We start from the raw sequence: 16,180 nt of genomic DNA, 5'->3' as shown, positions 1-16,180 counted from the left end.
TTTTGTCAACCGGATGCGCGCCCGGCGCCGCGGTCAGTAATAGACGACATTGTTGGCCCGCGCCCATTGTTCGAGCTGGCGGCGCATGTCGCGTGGCGGATCGGCGAGCAGGCGATCCATCTCGGCGGTGATCGCGCTCCGGTCGAGCGAGCGCACCATCGCCTTGATCGGCCCGACCGCGGCCGGCGTGATCGAGAAGCGCTTGAGGCCCAGTCCGACCAAGGCCATCGCCTCCAACGTCCGCCCGCCCATCTCGCCGCAGATGCGGACCGGGGTTGCATGGGCGTCGCATTGCGCGATCACGCGCTTGAGGAAACGCAGGATCGCCGGGCTGAGCCAATCGTAGCGATCGGCCAGCCGCGGATCGCCGCGATCGGCGGCGAACAGGAACTGGGTCAAATCGTTGGTCCCGATCGACAGGAAGTCGAGGCGCGGGAGTAACTGGTCGAGCATCTCGGCAAGGCTCGGCACCTCGAGCATCGCGCCATATTCGATGACGGTGGGGAGGAAGCGCTTGCGCGTCCGCAGCCAGTCAACCTGGTCCTCGAACAGCCGGCGCGCTTCTTCATATTCCCACGGCTCCGACACCATCGGGAACATGACCTTCAGATGCTTGCCGGCCGCCGCCTCGATCAGCGCGCGGGCCTGCGCCTTCATCAATGCCGCGCGGTCCAGCGACAGGCGCAGGGCGCGCCAGCCCATCGCGGGATTTTCCGCCTCGTCCTTCTCGTCGAGATAGGGCAGCGCCTTGTCGCCCCCGATGTCGATGGTGCGGAACACGACCGGCTTGTCGCCCGCGCCCGCCAGAACCTTCTTGTAGAGCCGGTACTGGCTTTCGCGGCCCGGCAGGGTGGCCGCGACGAGAAACTGGAATTCGGTGCGGAACAGGCCGATCCCTTCAGCCCCGAAAGCGTCGAGATGGTCGGCGTCCTCGGCCAGCCCGGCGTTGACCATCAATTCGATATGGGTGCCGTCGGTGGTGGCCGCGGGCTTGTCGCGAATGGCGGAGAATTCGGCGCGGCGCTTGTTGCTCGACGCCATCCGCCGATCGAACTCTTCCTGCCTTTTCTCGGTCGGCCGGACCTCGATCGTCGCCAAGTCGCCATCGACGAGAATGACGTCGCCCTCGTAGGCGATCTGGCGGATATCCTCGATCTTGCCGACGAGGGGCACGCCCATCGCGCGGGCGACGATGGTGACGTGGGCGGTGAGCGAGCCTTCCTGGAGCACGATGCCCTTCAGACGGCGCTTGTCGTAATCGAGCAGTTCGGCGGGGCCGAGATTGCGCGCGATGAGGATCGTGTCCTGCTGAAGCCCCGTTTGCGCCGCGGTGCCCGAGCGTCCCGACACGATGCGGACGAGGCGGTTGGAGAGATCTTCGAGGTCGTGCATCCGCTCCTTCAGAAGCGGATCGTCGATTTCCTGCATGCGCGCGCGGGTATGCTGCTGGACCCGCTCGATCGCGGCCTCGGCGGTGAGGCCGCTGTCGATCGCCTCGTTGATGCGCCGGGCCCAGCCCTCGTCGTAGGCGAACATCTTGTAGGTCTCGAGCACCTCTTCATGTTCGCCGTGAACGCCGAATTCGGCGTCGCGGGTCATGTTGTCGATCTGCTCGCGCATCTTGCGGAAGGCGGTGTAGACGCGGGCGCGTTCGGCCTCGACGTCCTCGGCGACCGTCTGTTCGACCGTGACCTTGGGCTGATGGAAGACCGCGTGGCCACGTGCCATGCCGGTGACAAGTTTCAGTCCGGCGAGCTGCTGCGCCCCGGTGTCGCGGGCGCGGCCCTTGGTGCCGTCGGCGAGGCCCGCGTTGCCGAGCAGTTCGGACAGCACCATCGCAACCGTCTGCAGTGCCTCGATCTCGACGTCGTCATACTTGCGGCTGTCCTCGTGCTGGACCGTGAGGACGCCGATCGGGGTTTCGCGGCGCACGATCGGCACGCCGGCGAAGGAATGGAAATGCTCTTCTCCCGTCTCGGGGCGGAAGGCGAATTGCGGATGCTGGCTGGCTTCTTCGAGATTGAGGACGAGCATCTGTTCGGCGATCGTGCCGACGAGGCCCTCGCCGAAATCGAGCCGGGTCTGGTGGACCGCGGCCTTGTTGAGCCCGTGGGTGGCGAACAGTTCGAGCTTGCCGTCCTTAAGGACGTAGATCGAGCAGACCTCGCTCGCCATCGCTTCGGCGATGATGTCGACGACGCGGTTGAGCTTGGTCTGCGCCCCGCCGCGGCCCGCCATGACCGCGTGCAGGCCGGTCAGGATATCGCGGGCGGACGAGGCGGCGGCGGTGGGCATGTCCACGAGCTAGCAGGGCACGGGGCGGGGCGCCAGCGGATGCGTGCGGTGGCCGCGCGGATTTCAGCCGCGGGCCGACAGCGCTCCGGCCGCCTCGGCGACCAGTTCGGCGATGATGTCGGCGACGGGTTCCTCGCGCTTGACCATGCCGACCGACTGGCCCGCCATCACGCTGCCCGATTCCACGTCGCCGTCGATGACCGCGCGCTTGAGGGCGCCGGCCCAGTAATGTTCGATCTGCAGCTGGGCTTCGGCCATTTCCAGCTTGCCGCTGTCGAGATGGCCCGCGACCTCGCGCTGCTTGGCGGCGAAATTCTCGGTCTCCTTGTTCTTCAGGGCGCGGACCGGGATGACCGGGAGGCGGGGGTCGATCTGGACGCTGGGCACGGCGTCGCGGGCGCTGGCGCGCAGGAACATCTTCTTGAAATTCTCATGCGCGATGCATTCGGTGGCGCAGACGAAACGGGTGCCGAGCTGGACGCCGACCGCGCCCATTTCGAGATAGGCGGCGATCGCTTCGCCCCGCCCGATGCCGCCCGCGACGAACACGGGCATGTCGGCGGCGACTTCGGGAAGGATTTCTTGCGCCAGGACGCTGGTCGAGACGGGACCGATATGGCCGCCCGCCTCCATGCCCTCGACGACGAGAGCATCGACGCCCGAGCGCTTGAGCTTTTTCGCCAGGGCGAGCGCGGGGGCGAAGGCGATGAGCTTGGCACCTCGGCCTTTGATGCGTTCGATCGCCTTGCCCGGGGGCAGGCCGCCGGCGAGGACGACATGGCCGACGTCATGGTCGGCGCAGATGTCGATCAACTGATCGAGATCGGGGTGCATGGTGATGAGATTGACGCCGAAGGGCTTGTCGGTGCGCGTCTTGGTCTCGGCGATTTCCTGGTCGAGCAGGTCGGGGGACATGGCCCCGCAGGCGATGACGCCGAAGCCGCCCGCATTGCTGATCGCGGAGACGAGATTGCGTTCGGAAATCCAGCTCATCGCGCCGCCCATGATGGCGTAGCGCGTGCCGAGGAAGTCGGCGCCGCGCCGCATCAGCGCATCGAGTTTATGTTCGCTCATTCGCCGTCCTCCGCGTCGAGACCGTAGGCGCTGTGCAGCACCCGGACGGCCAGTTCGAGATATTCCTCGGGGATCAGGACCGAGACCTTGATCTCGCTGGTGGTGATGGCGAGGATGTTGATGCCGCGCTTGGCGAGCGTTTCGAACATGGTCGCGGCAATGCCCGCGTTGGAGCGCATGCCGACGCCCACCGCGCTGACCTTCACGACGTCCACATCGGTGATCATCTCGTCGTAGCCGATCTCGCCCTTCAGCTTTTCCAGTTCGGCGGAGGCCCTGGCGAGGCTGTCGGTGGGAACGGTGAAGGTGAGGACGCTGGGTTCGCCCTTTCGCGGTACCGACTGGACGATCATATCGACGTTGACGTCGGCCTTGGACAGGGGCGCGAAGATCTTGGCGACCATGCCGACCTCGTCGGGAAGGCCGGTCAGGGTGACCATCGCCTCGTTCTTGTCGTGGGCAATGCCGGTAAGGATGTTGCGTTCCATGTCATTCTCCAGCGCGTCGTCGTCGACGATGCGGGTTCCGGGGGTGTCCTCGAAGCTCGACAGCACGGTGAGCGGCATTCCGGTGCGCATGGCGAGCCCGACGGAGCGGGTCTGCAGCACCTTGGCGCCGGTGCTGGCCAGTTCGAGCATTTCCTCGAAGGTGATGGTGTCCAGTTTGCGCGCCTTGGGGACGATGCGCGGGTCGGTGGTGTAGACCCCGTCCACGTCGGTATAGATATCGCAGCGATCGGCGTTCATCGCCGCGGCCACCGCGACGGCGGAGGTGTCGCTGCCCCCGCGGCCCAGCGTGGCGATCTCGTTGGTGTCGGTGACGCCTTGGAAGCCTGGGATGACCGCGACCCCGCCGCCCGAGAAGACGCGCTCCATCACGTCGACGTCGATGCCCTCGATCAGCGCGGCGCTGTGGCCCGAGGCGCGGATCGGAAGCTGCCAGCCCATCCAGCTTTTGGCGTTCACGCCCATGCCGGTGAGCGTGATGGCGAGGAGGCCCGCGGTCACCTGTTCGCCGGAAGCGACCACCACATCATATTCGCGTGGATCGAACGTGGCGGCGGCTTCCTTGCACAGCTGCACCAGCCGGTCGGTCTCGCCTGCCATCGCGCTGACGACGACCGCGACCTCGTTGCCCGCCTCGACCTCGCGGCGGACGCGCTCCGCGACGTGGCGGATGCGTTCGATGCCGGCCATCGAGGTGCCACCGAATTTCATGACGACGCGGGCCAGCGATCATTCTCCTAGGGAAACGGATGGCGCCCTGTTAGGAAGGGGGCATGGCGAAGACAAGCATCGTGGCGGCCGAGGCCGCGCATTTCGGCGGCATGGCGGGCGACTGGTGGGACCCAAAGGGCCGCAGCGCGATGCTGCACAAACTGAATCCCGTGCGGCTGGAATTCATCCGCGAACAGCTCGACCGCCATTTCGGCCTCGACGAATGCGACTTCGCGCCGCTCGACGGCAGAAGCGCGCTCGACGTCGGGTGCGGAGCGGGGCTGCTGGCCGAACCGCTGTCGCGGCTGGGGGCGAGCGTAACGGGGGTCGATGCGGCGCCCGAACTGATCGAGGCGGCGAAGGCGCATTCGATTCAGAGCGGGCTGATGATCGACTATCGCGCGGGCGAGGTGGCCGAGGTCGAGGGGACGTTCGACCTGGTGACCGCGCTGGAAGTGATCGAGCATGTCGCCGACCCGCGCGAGTTCCTGCGCGCGGTGGCGGCGCGGGTGGCGGAGGACGGGCTCCTGATCCTGTCGACGCCCAACCGGACGCCGCTGTCGCGATTGCTGACGATCACGCTGGCCGAAGGCACGGGCCGCATCCCGCGCGGCACCCACGACTACGACCAGTTCATTCCGCCCGAGGATCTGGAAGCGATGCTGGCGGCCGAGGGGTTCGAGGTGGTCGAGCGCAAGGGCATTGCGTTCGGGCCGGCAAAAGGGCTGCACCTCAGTGAGGATCTGCGGCTCAACTATCTGATGAGTGCGCGGCGTAGCTAGAATATCAGATCGACTACAAACCCAAGCAACAAGAACGCCCCGAATCCCATAAGAACGCGCGAACTAAGCGGGAAACTCTTCCAAAGTTCCAGAGAAGATATGTCACGAGGCGGCACGACGGCTCGCCATGGTCAGCGTCGTCTCATGTTACGATCGCTGATCTGCAAGGTCGATTAAATCGATGCCTGTACGGGAAAGCTGCTTGCCCGCTTCAATCAGAGCGCGCTCTGCGAAGCCACACCTAAAGTAAACCACGACCTCGAGTCATACGAGGGTTGCGGCACTATCCGTTGTGCTTTGGCCATTGTGCCCGCCAGTTGATAACCTTGAAGAAGAACCTTCCGAGAAGGAACAAATGTTTTGCTTATCGATTTTGTCTGAATTGCTTACGTAAACGGGACTGCTCATGCGTATCGCTTTACAGGGATTTGTGCGATCATTAGCAATCATCGGTTTCGGTGTTCTCTCATCTTGTACGACTGTACCCAAGGATAAGATCGACGCAACGATCCTTCAGACCTTCGATGGCGGCGACATCGTTACTGCCGCCAAAAGAGTCGGTCGCTTAGAGAATGTCGATAACTGCATCTATCTTGTCGATGGACGCAGAACCTACGTCGCGTTTTTTCCACTCGGAAGCTCTGTCTCCGAGATAGGAAGTAATCTCAACGTGCCAGATAGCGGGGCTATAGAGTTGGGTAAAACAGCTAACTTCATGGTCGAGTTTTATCCCAAACTCGTGAACAATAATGTGAATTGTGCGGGGGAGAACGCTTTTATCCGTTCTTTCAGTGGAGAGTGAAACTGAAAGTAATGAAATTGGCCGTACTTTCGGTTAGGGTCGTCCGGAGAACGAGCTATGAAGCTCTACGACCTTCCGGACCGACCCGCTCAAGAATGCTTCATACTCCTCTGCCGTAACACGTTTGCCGCCTGACTTGCGGTTCGGAAAATAGAAAATTCTTTCGCCGTCTCGTTCGAAAGCTTTCACCCTCAGTTTCCGATGGTCGCTCATCAGAAGTCGACTTTATCATAATGCGCCGGCGGCGAGATGCCGTCCTGACGCTCGCCGAGCAGAGGGCGGAAGCAAGGGCGCGACTTCATCACCGCGTACCAGTCCTTGGTGGCCTCGTGCCCGCGCCAGTCTAGCGCCCCCAGATAGTCGACGACGCTGAGCATCGCGGCCGCGCTGAAATCGGCGAGACTGAGGCTCTGGCCGCCGAGCCAGCGGCGATGGTCGAGGAGATAGTCCATATAGTCGAGGTGGCCGTTGGCGGCGCGCATCGCGCCGCGCAGGCGGACCGTGTCGGGGCTGGTGCGCAGGACGACGCGCTTGAGCATCCGTTCTTCCAAGAGCGGGGCGACGACATCGATCCACAACTTGCGGTCGAACCAGTCGGCGAGGCGGCGGATCTCGGCGCGCTGACCGGCGCCGCCGGGGAGCATCGGGGTCTTGTCGGTGACCTCCTCGACATATTCGCAGATTACCTGCGCGCCGATGAGGGTGAGACCCTTGGCGGGGTCGACCAGAACGGGGGTCTCGCCCGCGGGGTTCATGTCGATGAACTCGTCGCGCCGTTCCCAGGGGTATTCGCGCACCAGCTCGAACGGCACGCCCTTTTCGCCCAGCACGAGGCGAACCTTGCGGGAATGGGGGCAGAGGGGGAATTGGTAGAGCTGGTACATGAGTGTTTCGATCGCGGCATAGAAAAGGCCGCCCGCCCCGTCCAGCGAAGCGAGCGGCCCGATGGTCGATGAACGGCTCTACTGGGCGCGAAGCTCGGCGGCCTCGGCGCGAAGGTTCGCGGCCATCTGCTCGTACTCGGCGGCTTCGGCCTCGAGCTGTGCGGCCTGCTGCTGCGGGGTCATGTCGTTATCGCCAGGGATCTCGATGGTCGGGCGCTCGACGCATTCGGTCTCGTCGCCTTCCTCGAGGTCGTCGCAATAGACCGTTTCCGGGAACAGCGGGGGAAGGTGCGACGTGCGCTCGGTGATTTCCTCGACGAGCGGCATGAACTGGGGCACCACGGCGGGCACCGCGCGCATGACGCCGCCGTAATAGGCGGGTTCGAACTGGGCCACGAGATAGGTGCGCGCATACTTCTGGCCCGCGGGGGTGTCGGCGAAGGCGGCGATCTCGCTCAATTCGGTGTCAGTGAACTTCTGCGCGAAGACGGTGGCGAGCGCGTCGCGCAACGGACCTTCGAATTCGGTCGCGATGGCGGGCATGCGATCCTGCAGCACGTCGCGCACGATCGACAGGCGCTCCTCGAAATGTTCGTCCTGTTCGACGATGAAGCCCTGGATCGTCTTGTCGCCCAGCATCGCGATCATCATGTCGACGCCCGCGGCCATGGCTTCGGGGTTCATCTCGTCGGGCATCTCCATGCCCCCGCCCATCTCGCCCATCAGCATCGGAAGGAGCTCGCCGAACGCGGCGGCCGATTCGCGCACGCCGAAGTCCTCGGCCAGCTGCGACAGCGGCGTGGTGAGCATGTAGTCGGCGTACGGGCCCATCATGTAGTTGACGAGATAGTCGGTCTGGCCCTGGGGATACATGAGGTCGATTGCCTCGCGGGCGAGCGCGATGCGCGCATCGCTGGGTGCGATGCGGATGCTGTCGACGGGCTGGCTCGTGTCGTTGGCGAACGCGGGCGTTGCGGTGAAAGCGGCGGCGGCCGTCGCGGCCAGCAGAATCTTCTTCATGTTCATTTCCCCCAAAATGCTGTTGTTCAAACGGCGCCGAGCCAGACCAGCGCGGCGATCCCCACCATGATACGATACCAGGCGAACGGCGCAAAACCGATTTTCGTCACGATGGCGATGAAGGCCTTAACGACCACATAAGCGACGATGAAGCTCACCAGCGCGCCCCAGCCGATGAGGCCGAGGTCGTCGGGGGTGATCTGGTCGCGCGCCTTGTAGAGCGAATAGACGGTCGCCCCCGACAATGTCGGCACGGCGAGGAAGAAGCTGAATTCCGCGGCGGTGCGGCGATCGACGCCCATCGCCATCGCGCCCATGATGGTCGCGCCCGAGCGGCTGACCCCCGGGATCATCGCGAGACACTGGACCACGCCGATCATCAGCGACTTGCCGAAGCTCATGGTGGCGACCGCGCCGCCGATCTGATCCTCGGGAATGTCGGGACGGGCGGGCGGATTGGCGAGCTTTTCGACGAGCAGGATGCCGATCCCGCCGATGATGAGCGCCCAGGCGACCACCACCGCATTGGCGAGCAGCACGTCGATCTGGTCGCCGAAGAGAAGGCCCAGCGCAACGGCGGGGAAGAAGGCGACGAGGATGTTGCGCACGAAATCCCATGCGCCCTTCGATCCTTCGAACATGCCTTTCAAGACGCCCCAGAAGGTCTTCCAGTAGAGCACCACGACCGCGAGGATCGCGCCGGGCTGGATCGCGATGTTGAACACCGCCCAATCCTCGGCGGAGAAGCCCAGCAGTTCGGTCGCGAGGATGAGATGGCCGGTCGAGGAGACGGGCAGATATTCGGTAAGACCCTCGACGATGCCGAGGATGACGACGAGCAGGGTGACGGACATGGGCTCAGGCGTTCTTGCGCGAGGGGGCGAAACGACCGCCGGGCTTGTACTTGCCCAGCCAGTCGCCCGCGACCGAGCGGAGCGGAGTGGCGGCGATGCCCATTTCGGCGAGACCGGGCCGGTCGTCGGCCTTGACGTTGTCGGACTGGAGCAGGGTCCATTGATCCTTGGTCAGGGGCGCGCCGGGGAGGAAGCCCAGCTTGGCGATCATGCTGCCGAAGACGTCGGGCAGTTCGACGAGATTGGGGTCGCGGCCCGACAGGTCGGCGATGGCGCGATTGATTTCCATGAGACTCATCACGTCAGGGCCGGCGATCTCGTAGGTCTTGCCGCCGTGGGTCCCGGGGTCGAGCGCTGCGCTGGCGATCGCGCGGCCGAGGTCGCGGACAAAGACGGGCTGGAACCGCGTGTCGGCGGCGAGGACCGGCGTCGCGGGCAGGTCCATCATCCCGGCGAAGCGGTTAGTGAACTCATCCTCCGCACCGAAGACGGTCGAGGGACGCAGGATCGTGGCCCCCGGGAAGGCGTCGCGAACGGCGGCCTCGCCCTTGCCCTTGGTGCGGGCATAATGGGAGGCGGCGTCGGGATCGGCGCCGATCGCGCTGACATGGACGAATGCCTTGGCGCCGGCCTGTTTCGCGAGGTCGGCGGCGCGGCCCGCGCCCTCGACGTGGAGCGCCTGCTGGCTGGCGACGTCGAAGGTGCCGACCAGATTGACGACCGCATCGCTTCCCGCGACCGCCGTCTCGATGGTTGCGGGCCGGGTCAGATCGGCGGGCATCAGCGCGATCTGGCCGGGCTTGGACAGCGGCATCAGCGTGTGCGCGCTCTTGGGATTGCGTTCCGCGATGCGCAGGCGGACGTCATGTTTGAGTAGCGCCTCGACCGCATAGCGACCGATGAAGCCGCCCCCGCCGATAAGCGTGACGATCCTGGGTGCGGTGGGGTCGGACATGAAATAGCCTCGGCTAGGGAAACGGAGTGGTTCGTTTCTCTAGGCGAGAGGCTCGGCGTCTCACAACCCCGCAATGGGGCGATCAGGCGTCCGACTGCATCCGGGTGAGCAGGGTTTCGAACACCGCCGCGTGCAGAGGGGTCGAGAAGATGCACCCGGTGAGGTGGCGTCCCGACCAGCCGACCTGCGCCTCGATCGGGGCCAGACCGGGAAGGGTGACCCAGATCCGCTCGCCGACCATCGCGCCGAAGGGCAGTTCGAGGCAGCAGCCTCCGGGCGAGAGATTGGTGATGGTGGTCGGGTAGGGATGCCGCCCCGCACGGCGCGACGAGACCTGCGCCTCGAGATCGATTCGAGGCTGGCGGCGGACCGACTGGAGCGGGACCTGGGCATTCATCGACGTGACCTTCCTTCGTTTCACGACAGGCGCGGTAAGGCGCTCTTCCGGGCAAGATCGCACCCATTCGCTAAATTCAGGTTAAGGCCGCGGGGATGATCGGGAGATTTCCCGCGCGGGTCTGCGCTCTCTTGTTGACACTGCCCGCGGCCTTTCATAGACGGCGCGGCCTACCGGCAATCGCAATCGCATGCCTGTGCCCAGGTGGCGGAATTGGTAGACGCACCGTCTTCAGGTGGCGGCGGGGGAAACCCCGTGGAGGTTCGAGTCCTCTCCTGGGCACCACCCTTTCATCTGCATGTTCCTCCGGATCGACTCGATCCGGAGCCATTTGGCCGACCGGTCCAAGCCCTTCGGGTGGATGTCGGGCGGCCGTGGGAGGGGGGTTGGCCGTTGCGGCGGGCCGGGCGTAGAAGGGGGGCATGACCCTCTATTCATTCGACGACAGCCGCCCGAAGATCGCCGCCGATGCGTGGGTCGCGCCGAGTGCCGATCTGATCGGCGACGTGCATCTGGCGGCGCGCGCCAGCGTCTGGTTCGGAGCGATCATCCGCGCCGACAACACGCCGATCCGGATCGGCGAGGACAGTAATTTTCAGGACGGGGCGATCGGACACAGCGATCCGGGCGCGCCGCTGACGATCGGAGCGCGGGTCACGGTCGGTCACGCCGCGATCCTTCACGGCTGCACGGTCGAGGACGAGGTGCTGGTGGGAATGGGCGCGCGGATCCTGAACGGCGCCGTCATCGGCGCGGGTTCGATCGTCGGCGCGGGGGCGCTGGTCACCGAGGGCAAGAAATATCCCGAACGCAGCCTGATCGTGGGTGCGCCCGGAAAGGCGATCCGCACGCTGGACGAAGAGGCGATCGAGAAGATCCGCCTCAACGCCGCGCATTATGTCGCCAAGGCCGCCCGGTTCCGGAGCGGGCTCGAGCGGATCGACTGACCCGCCCGAGCCGCATGGCTTCCGGCTAGCGTTCGCCCAGTGCCTCGCCCGCCGTCTTGAGGATCGGCTTGGTCAGATACTGGAACACCGTCTGGTCGCCGGTCTTGATCTCGGCGATCGCGGTCATGCCCGGCTGGAGCGAGATCCGCTCGTTCGCGGAGCGTGGTCGCAGCGTCGAGGGATCGACCGACAGGCGGACGCGGTAGTAGGTCTCGACCCCGTCCTCGGTTTCCTCCGACAGCGTGTCGGCCGACACGAACACGACCTCCGCCGCGGCGGCGCCGTAGATGGTGCTGTCGTAGGCGTCGAACTTCACGTTGCCGACGTCGCCGACACGCACGAAGGCGATGTCGGCCGGATCGACGCGCGATTCGACGATCAGCTCGTCGCCCGAGGGGACCATCTGGAGAACCTCGTCGCCGGCGCGCAGCACGCCGCCGATCGTCGTCAATGCGACGTGCACGATCACCCCGTCGGTGGGCGCGCGCAATTCGGTCCCGCCGAGCACGGCCTCGCGCTGCGCCAGCTGCTGAGAGGCGCTCGCGAGTTCTTCCTGCGTGGCGGCGAATTCGGTTTGCAGTTCGGCCAGATAGTCGGAGCGCAAATTGGTGATCTGGCCCTGATAGTCGGCGGCGGTGCGCTGCATCTGCAGCAGCTCGCTGCGCGCGATGTCCTCGGTCTCGACCAGCGGCCGGACCATCTCGATTTCCTCGCGCGTGATCGAGAGGAGGTTCTGGAGCGCCTGCGTCTGCGTCGCCAGCGCCTGCCGACGGCGCGTGTAGAGCTGGCTCTGGTTGGCGCGGAATTCGGGGAAGGCGGCGGTGTCGGAGGTGAAGGAGAGCGGACGGTTGAACAGCTCCGCCTCGATCCGCGCCATGCGGGTCTTCAGCGCGGCGACCTGCGCCCGGCTTTCGTCGACCGCGGCCGCGGGCTGGCGCTTGTCGAGCAGGACGAGCAGCTGTCCGGCCTCGACCTCGTCGCCTTCCTGCACGAGGATCTGGTCGATCGTGCCGCCTTCCTCGGACTGGATGATCTGCGTGCGACCCGACGGGATGACCTCGCCCGGAGCACGGCTGATCTGGTCGATGCTGGCCCACATGGACCAGACGAGGAAGCCGACGATCGCGAACAGCGACACGAAGATGATGACCGTGCTCGCCTTGGGCTTGAAACGGCCCATGCCGGTGTCGTGGCGCGGGTTGAAACGGGTCTGCAACATGACGTTCGTCCTTTAGCTGGCGAGTCGTACCGGCTTGGTCGACTTGCCCCCTTGGCTCTTGAGCTTCTCGAGCACCTGCTGCGTCGGGCCCATCATGACCGGCTTTCCGTTCGCCATGACGATGAGCTTCTTGGTCAGCTGCAGGAGCTTCATGCGGTGGGTGACGAGCACCACGGTCGCCTCGCTGCCGAAAAGCTCGGCCAGCGTCTTGAGGAGGTTCTGTTCGGTGACCTGATCGAGGTTGGAGGTCGGCTCGTCGAGCAGCCACACCGCCGGATTGGCGAGCATCAGGCGCGCCATGTTGACGAGCGTACGCTGCCCGCCCGACAGGCCGCGCCCGCCTTCCTGGATCATGAGGTCGAGGCCGTGCGGATGGTTAGCGACGAGGTTGCCGAGCCCGACCTTGTCGATGGTCGCCATCAGCTTTTCATCGCCCGGGTCCGACAGGCCCATGAGAAGGTTCTCGCGCAGCGTGCCGTTCAGAAGGCGTGTATCCTGCGGCAGGTAGCCGACGTGGCGGCGCAGAACGTCGGGCGCGATCAGACCGAGGTCGAGACCGCCGACCTGCACGTTGCCCTGAGCGGGCGCGTAGAGCCCCGCCATCACGCGCAGGAGCGTCGACTTGCCCGACCCGATGCCGCCGATGATGCCGACGCGGTCGCCAGCCTCGATCTGCAACTTCGGGATCTCGATGCCGGTGCGTACGCCCGGATAGGCGAAGGCGACATTCTCGAGCTTGAGGGTGGGGTCGATTCTCTCGGGGCGAAGGCCCTCGACCTCGGGATCCTGGTCGAGCGGCAGCTGCATCAGCATGTCGAGACCGTTGAGCGAGGAACGCGCATAGCCCCACTGGACGAGAAGGTTGGGAAGCTGCGCCACCAGCGGTCCGTTGACCCGGCCCGCGATGATCGCGCAGGCGATCAGCGCACCCGCGGTGAGGTCGCCCTGCGCCACGAGGATGGCGCCGGCCGCGACGATCAGCACATAGGTCGTCTGCTGGAGCGCGGTGAACATGGAGGTCGCGATCGAACTCCACCGCTTGACCGGATCTTCGTGCATCTGGACTTCGTCCATCAGCTGGTTCCAGCGGGCAAGCATGTGCCAGTTGCCGCGGTTGGCCTTGATCGTCTCGGCGGCATCGAGGCTTTCGACCAGCATGCCGTTCTTGCGGTTGCCCGAGACCTGCGCACGGGCCGTGTCCTTGCGGATCAGGCGCGCGAAGATCAGCGCCATGATCACCGCCAGCGGGAAGCTGACGAGCGGCACGAAGGCGAGGGGTCCGGCGATCGCGTAGATGACGAAGATGAAGAAGAGCGCGAAGGGCAGGTCGGCGATCAGAAAGATCGAGCCGGCGCTCATCAGTCCGCGAATCTGTTCCCAGCCGCGAATCTGCGAGGCCATCGTGCCGATGCCGCCCTGCCGCGCGTCGAGGCGCACGGCCTGGGCACGAGCGAAGAAATATTCGGAGACTTCGGCGTCGATCTTCGCCGCCTCGCGCTCGATCATCAGGCTGCGCGTGGTGCGCAGGAGGAAGTCGAGCGCCAGCGCGATCAGCACGCCGACGGTCATCACGTAAAGGGTCGAGAAGCCGCCACGCGGAATGACGCGGTCGTAGACCTGCATCGAGAAGAGCGCGGTGGCGAGACCGATGAGGTTGACGATCACGGTCGCGACGACGGCCGACACGAAGATGCCCTTACGAAGAAGCAGGGCACGCCAGAAGACGTCGATCGCGCGCTGGCCGCCGGTACGGTCGCGAAGCTGCGGGATCTTGAGCGAATAGAAGCTGGCGCCTTCGGGGACGAGCATGACGCGCGAGCCCGCGGGACCGCTGGTGCGGACGCTGTCGAGGCTTTCCCACTGTTCGGCGATGACCCAGCCCTTTTCGGGCAGCAGCATCAACAACGGGAACTGGTTGGGTCGCGGACGGCCGCGGATTTCGACCGGTGGTTTCCAGCCAGCAGCGCGGGCGAGCGCGTACAATCCGTCCTCGTTATAATAGAGGCCGTTGGGCGACATGGTGTCGAAGTCCTCGTCACCGAGCTCGAGCCGCCAGTTGGGCGACAGGTCGGCGCCCTGCGCGGCGGCCAGCTTTTCGATCAGCAGGGTGAGAGTCATTCTTGAACCTCCTGGAGGGCGGGATAGGGCCGCCACTCGCATGTACGTATCCGGATGCGCGCCGCCGACGACATGGCGCTGACTTCGCTTTCCACCAACCCGATACGCGCATTCGACGCTTCGCGCACGGCATTCATGACATCGAGCCACGTGCGGCGCCCCGCGACGAACTGGCGCAGGTAGCTGTCGGTGACGGCTTCGGACGCGGTCGAGGCGGCGGCGCTCGAGGTGATGCGGCCGCGCGAGGACTGGTTCTCGACGAGATCGAGGATGAGCGCCTCGCGGACCTGCCGCTCGGCGACGTTGACCTCGAGCAGCGCGGCATCGACCCGCGCACGGGCCGCGTCGGCGGCGATGAAGGGCTGGAGACCCGCCTGGCTGCTCGCCTGGACCGAGAGGCCAAGCTGGCTGCCGCGGAACTCGTCGTAGCGATACTGCACGCCCAGCTGGGGATAGATGGCGGCGCCCGCGATGCGACGATCGGCCTCGGCGATCTCGGCCTCGGCGCCCAGTCGGTCGATGGTCGGCGAACAGGCGACCGCGCGCTGGATCGCATCTTCGGGGCTGGGGTGATGGACCTGCGGATTATAGGGGTCGAACGGCGGGGTCGGCACGCTCGGCTGACCGGTCAGTTCGCGATAGCGTTCCTGCGCGGCGTAGCGCTGCGCCGTGACCAGCGCATATTGCTGACGCACCTGTGCGAGGCGGGCGTCGGCCAGCTCCAGATCAGAGCGGGGGCTGACGGCGCGGTCGACGCGGCGACCGATGCTTTCGACCAGACGCTGATGTTCGGCGATGCTGACTTCGAGCGCATCCATGACCTGGCTGGTACGGACGATCTCGTAATAGTTCTCGGCGAGGCGCAGGAGGACGTTCTCGGCCAGTTCGCCGAGCGTGGTCGCCTCGAAATTGCGGACGGCCTTGGCGCGTTCGATCGTCCCCTCGATGCGGCCGAAGGAATAGATCGGCTGGGTGACGGTCAATTCGGGGCTGACCCCGCCGACACCGCGCGTAAGGGCACCGACGGTGACGCTGGGGCCGTAGAGCCACTTGGCGGCATCGACCTCGAGGTCGGCGGCGCGGATGTTGGCGCGGGCCGAGCGCAGCGCGGGGAAGCTCGACAGCGCGGAAATGGCGCCGTCCTGGAGCCGGACGGGAACGCCGGGCGCATCGGAGGGCACGACCTCGAGCGGGGCGACGTCGGTGCGCGTGTCGATGGGGCCGTAGACCGAAGGCTGTCCCGCAGCGACGTCGGCGGCGAGCGGGTCTTGCGCGGTCACATCGATCGCGGCTTCGCCGTCGGTCGCCAGCGTGCCTGCCGGATCGTCGAGCGAAGACGGGCGGTCGAGCAGCGGGCGGTCGGACACCGTTCCGTCCGGCACCGGCCGGGTCGTCACGGGCGGTGTCGGGGCCGGGGTGGGCTGCGTGAGCGGCGGGGGCGGCGGCACGGGCTGGTCCGGCACCTGCTGCGCGAAAGCGCTCGCCGCGACGCCCGCCAGCAAGACGGCGAGGCCGGTACGGGCGAGGAACGGACGGAGGATCCGGTTGGGGGCAGCGCCGGAACGAACAGCGGCAATCGGCAAGGCGGATAACCCTTCTTCTATAATCGACTAAGG

14 protein-coding genes and 1 tRNA gene are annotated in these 16,180 nt (G+C 65.7%); 4 read left to right on the top strand and 11 right to left on the bottom strand.

Annotated elements, in window-relative coordinates; translation table 11 throughout:
- Window positions 1–33: 33 nt before the first annotated feature.
- From ptsP to WJT74_RS09025, 3 genes are all read right to left on the bottom strand, one after another.
- Entirely contained in the window at window positions 34–2,295 is a 2,262-nt protein-coding gene (gene ptsP, locus WJT74_RS09035) for a phosphoenolpyruvate--protein phosphotransferase (protein ID WP_343343913.1), read from the bottom strand.
- 63 nt (window positions 2,296–2,358) lie between these two features.
- Window positions 2,359–3,369: an NAD(P)H-dependent flavin oxidoreductase gene (locus WJT74_RS09030; protein ID WP_343343910.1), complete on the bottom strand. Its 1,011-nt coding sequence runs from the start codon at window positions 3,367–3,369 to the stop codon at window positions 2,359–2,361.
- Complete coding sequence (locus tag WJT74_RS09025) at window positions 3,366–4,601, bottom strand: aspartate kinase (RefSeq protein ID WP_343348151.1); 1,236 nt, start codon at window positions 4,599–4,601, stop codon at window positions 3,366–3,368. Before WJT74_RS09025 ends, WJT74_RS09030 begins: the two co-directional genes overlap by 4 nt.
- Window positions 4,602–4,648: 47 nt before the next feature.
- Here WJT74_RS09025 and ubiG point away from each other — a divergent pair, with 47 nt between their 5' ends.
- Complete coding sequence (gene ubiG / locus WJT74_RS09020; RefSeq protein ID WP_343343908.1) at window positions 4,649–5,368, top strand: bifunctional 2-polyprenyl-6-hydroxyphenol methylase/3-demethylubiquinol 3-O-methyltransferase UbiG; 720 nt, start codon at window positions 4,649–4,651, stop codon at window positions 5,366–5,368.
- Between the two features lie 406 nt (window positions 5,369–5,774).
- Complete coding sequence (locus WJT74_RS09015; RefSeq protein ID WP_343343906.1) at window positions 5,775–6,170, top strand: hypothetical protein; 396 nt, start codon at window positions 5,775–5,777, stop codon at window positions 6,168–6,170.
- A gap of 212 nt (window positions 6,171–6,382) precedes the next feature.
- Here the strand turns inward: WJT74_RS09015 and WJT74_RS09010 are convergent, their stop codons facing one another.
- The 5 genes from WJT74_RS09010 to WJT74_RS08990 form a co-directional block, all read right to left on the bottom strand.
- Entirely contained in the window at window positions 6,383–7,054 is a 672-nt protein-coding gene (locus WJT74_RS09010; protein ID WP_343343904.1) for a glutathione S-transferase family protein, read from the bottom strand.
- Window positions 7,055–7,132: 78 nt separating this feature from the next.
- A complete protein-coding gene (locus tag WJT74_RS09005) occupies window positions 7,133–8,074 on the bottom strand; it encodes a DUF2059 domain-containing protein (RefSeq protein ID WP_343343902.1) in 942 nt (313 codons plus the stop codon).
- Between the two features lie 26 nt (window positions 8,075–8,100).
- Entirely contained in the window at window positions 8,101–8,928 is an 828-nt protein-coding gene (locus WJT74_RS09000; RefSeq protein ID WP_343343900.1) for an undecaprenyl-diphosphate phosphatase, read from the bottom strand.
- A 4-nt stretch (window positions 8,929–8,932) separates the two neighbouring features.
- Window positions 8,933–9,883 carry a complex I NDUFA9 subunit family protein gene (locus WJT74_RS08995; RefSeq protein WP_343343898.1) on the bottom strand — a complete coding sequence of 317 codons (951 nt, stop codon included), beginning with the start codon at window positions 9,881–9,883 and terminating at the stop codon, window positions 8,933–8,935.
- An 82-nt stretch (window positions 9,884–9,965) separates the two neighbouring features.
- Window positions 9,966–10,280 carry a PilZ domain-containing protein gene (locus tag WJT74_RS08990; protein WP_343343896.1) on the bottom strand — a complete coding sequence of 105 codons (315 nt, stop codon included), beginning with the start codon at window positions 10,278–10,280 and terminating at the stop codon, window positions 9,966–9,968.
- Window positions 10,281–10,478: 198 nt separating this feature from the next.
- Here WJT74_RS08990 and WJT74_RS08985 point away from each other — a divergent pair.
- Both WJT74_RS08985 and WJT74_RS08980 read left to right on the top strand, forming a co-directional pair.
- Window positions 10,479–10,565 (top strand) — tRNA-Leu (locus WJT74_RS08985).
- Window positions 10,566–10,702: 137 nt separating this feature from the next.
- Window positions 10,703–11,227, top strand: coding sequence for a gamma carbonic anhydrase family protein (locus WJT74_RS08980; RefSeq protein ID WP_343343893.1), 525 nt, complete (start codon window positions 10,703–10,705; stop codon window positions 11,225–11,227).
- A gap of 25 nt (window positions 11,228–11,252) precedes the next feature.
- On the opposite strand, the gene WJT74_RS08975 is transcribed toward WJT74_RS08980, so the two are convergent.
- Genes WJT74_RS08975 through WJT74_RS08965 form a run of 3 tightly spaced genes read right to left on the bottom strand, consistent with a single transcriptional unit; the run spans window position 11,253 to window position 16,147 of the window.
- A complete protein-coding gene (locus WJT74_RS08975) occupies window positions 11,253–12,446 on the bottom strand; it encodes an HlyD family efflux transporter periplasmic adaptor subunit (RefSeq protein WP_343343891.1) in 1,194 nt (397 codons plus the stop codon).
- A gap of 12 nt (window positions 12,447–12,458) precedes the next feature.
- Window positions 12,459–14,564 (bottom strand): ATP-binding cassette domain-containing protein, encoded by a 2,106-nt coding sequence (locus WJT74_RS08970; RefSeq protein ID WP_343343889.1) that lies wholly within the window; start codon window positions 14,562–14,564, stop codon window positions 12,459–12,461.
- Window positions 14,561–16,147: a TolC family protein gene (locus tag WJT74_RS08965; protein WP_343343886.1), complete on the bottom strand. Its 1,587-nt coding sequence runs from the start codon at window positions 16,145–16,147 to the stop codon at window positions 14,561–14,563. Before WJT74_RS08965 ends, WJT74_RS08970 begins: the two co-directional genes overlap by 4 nt.
- Window positions 16,148–16,180: the final 33 nt, after the last annotated feature.

The sequence above is a fragment of the Sphingomicrobium sp. XHP0239 genome (genome assembly GCF_039555325.1).
GTDB classification, from domain to species: Bacteria; Pseudomonadota; Alphaproteobacteria; order Sphingomonadales; family Sphingomonadaceae; genus Sphingomicrobium; species Sphingomicrobium maritimum.
Note: the sequence above shows the minus strand (reverse complement) of the source record. Positions and strands in the feature narration are given on the sequence as shown.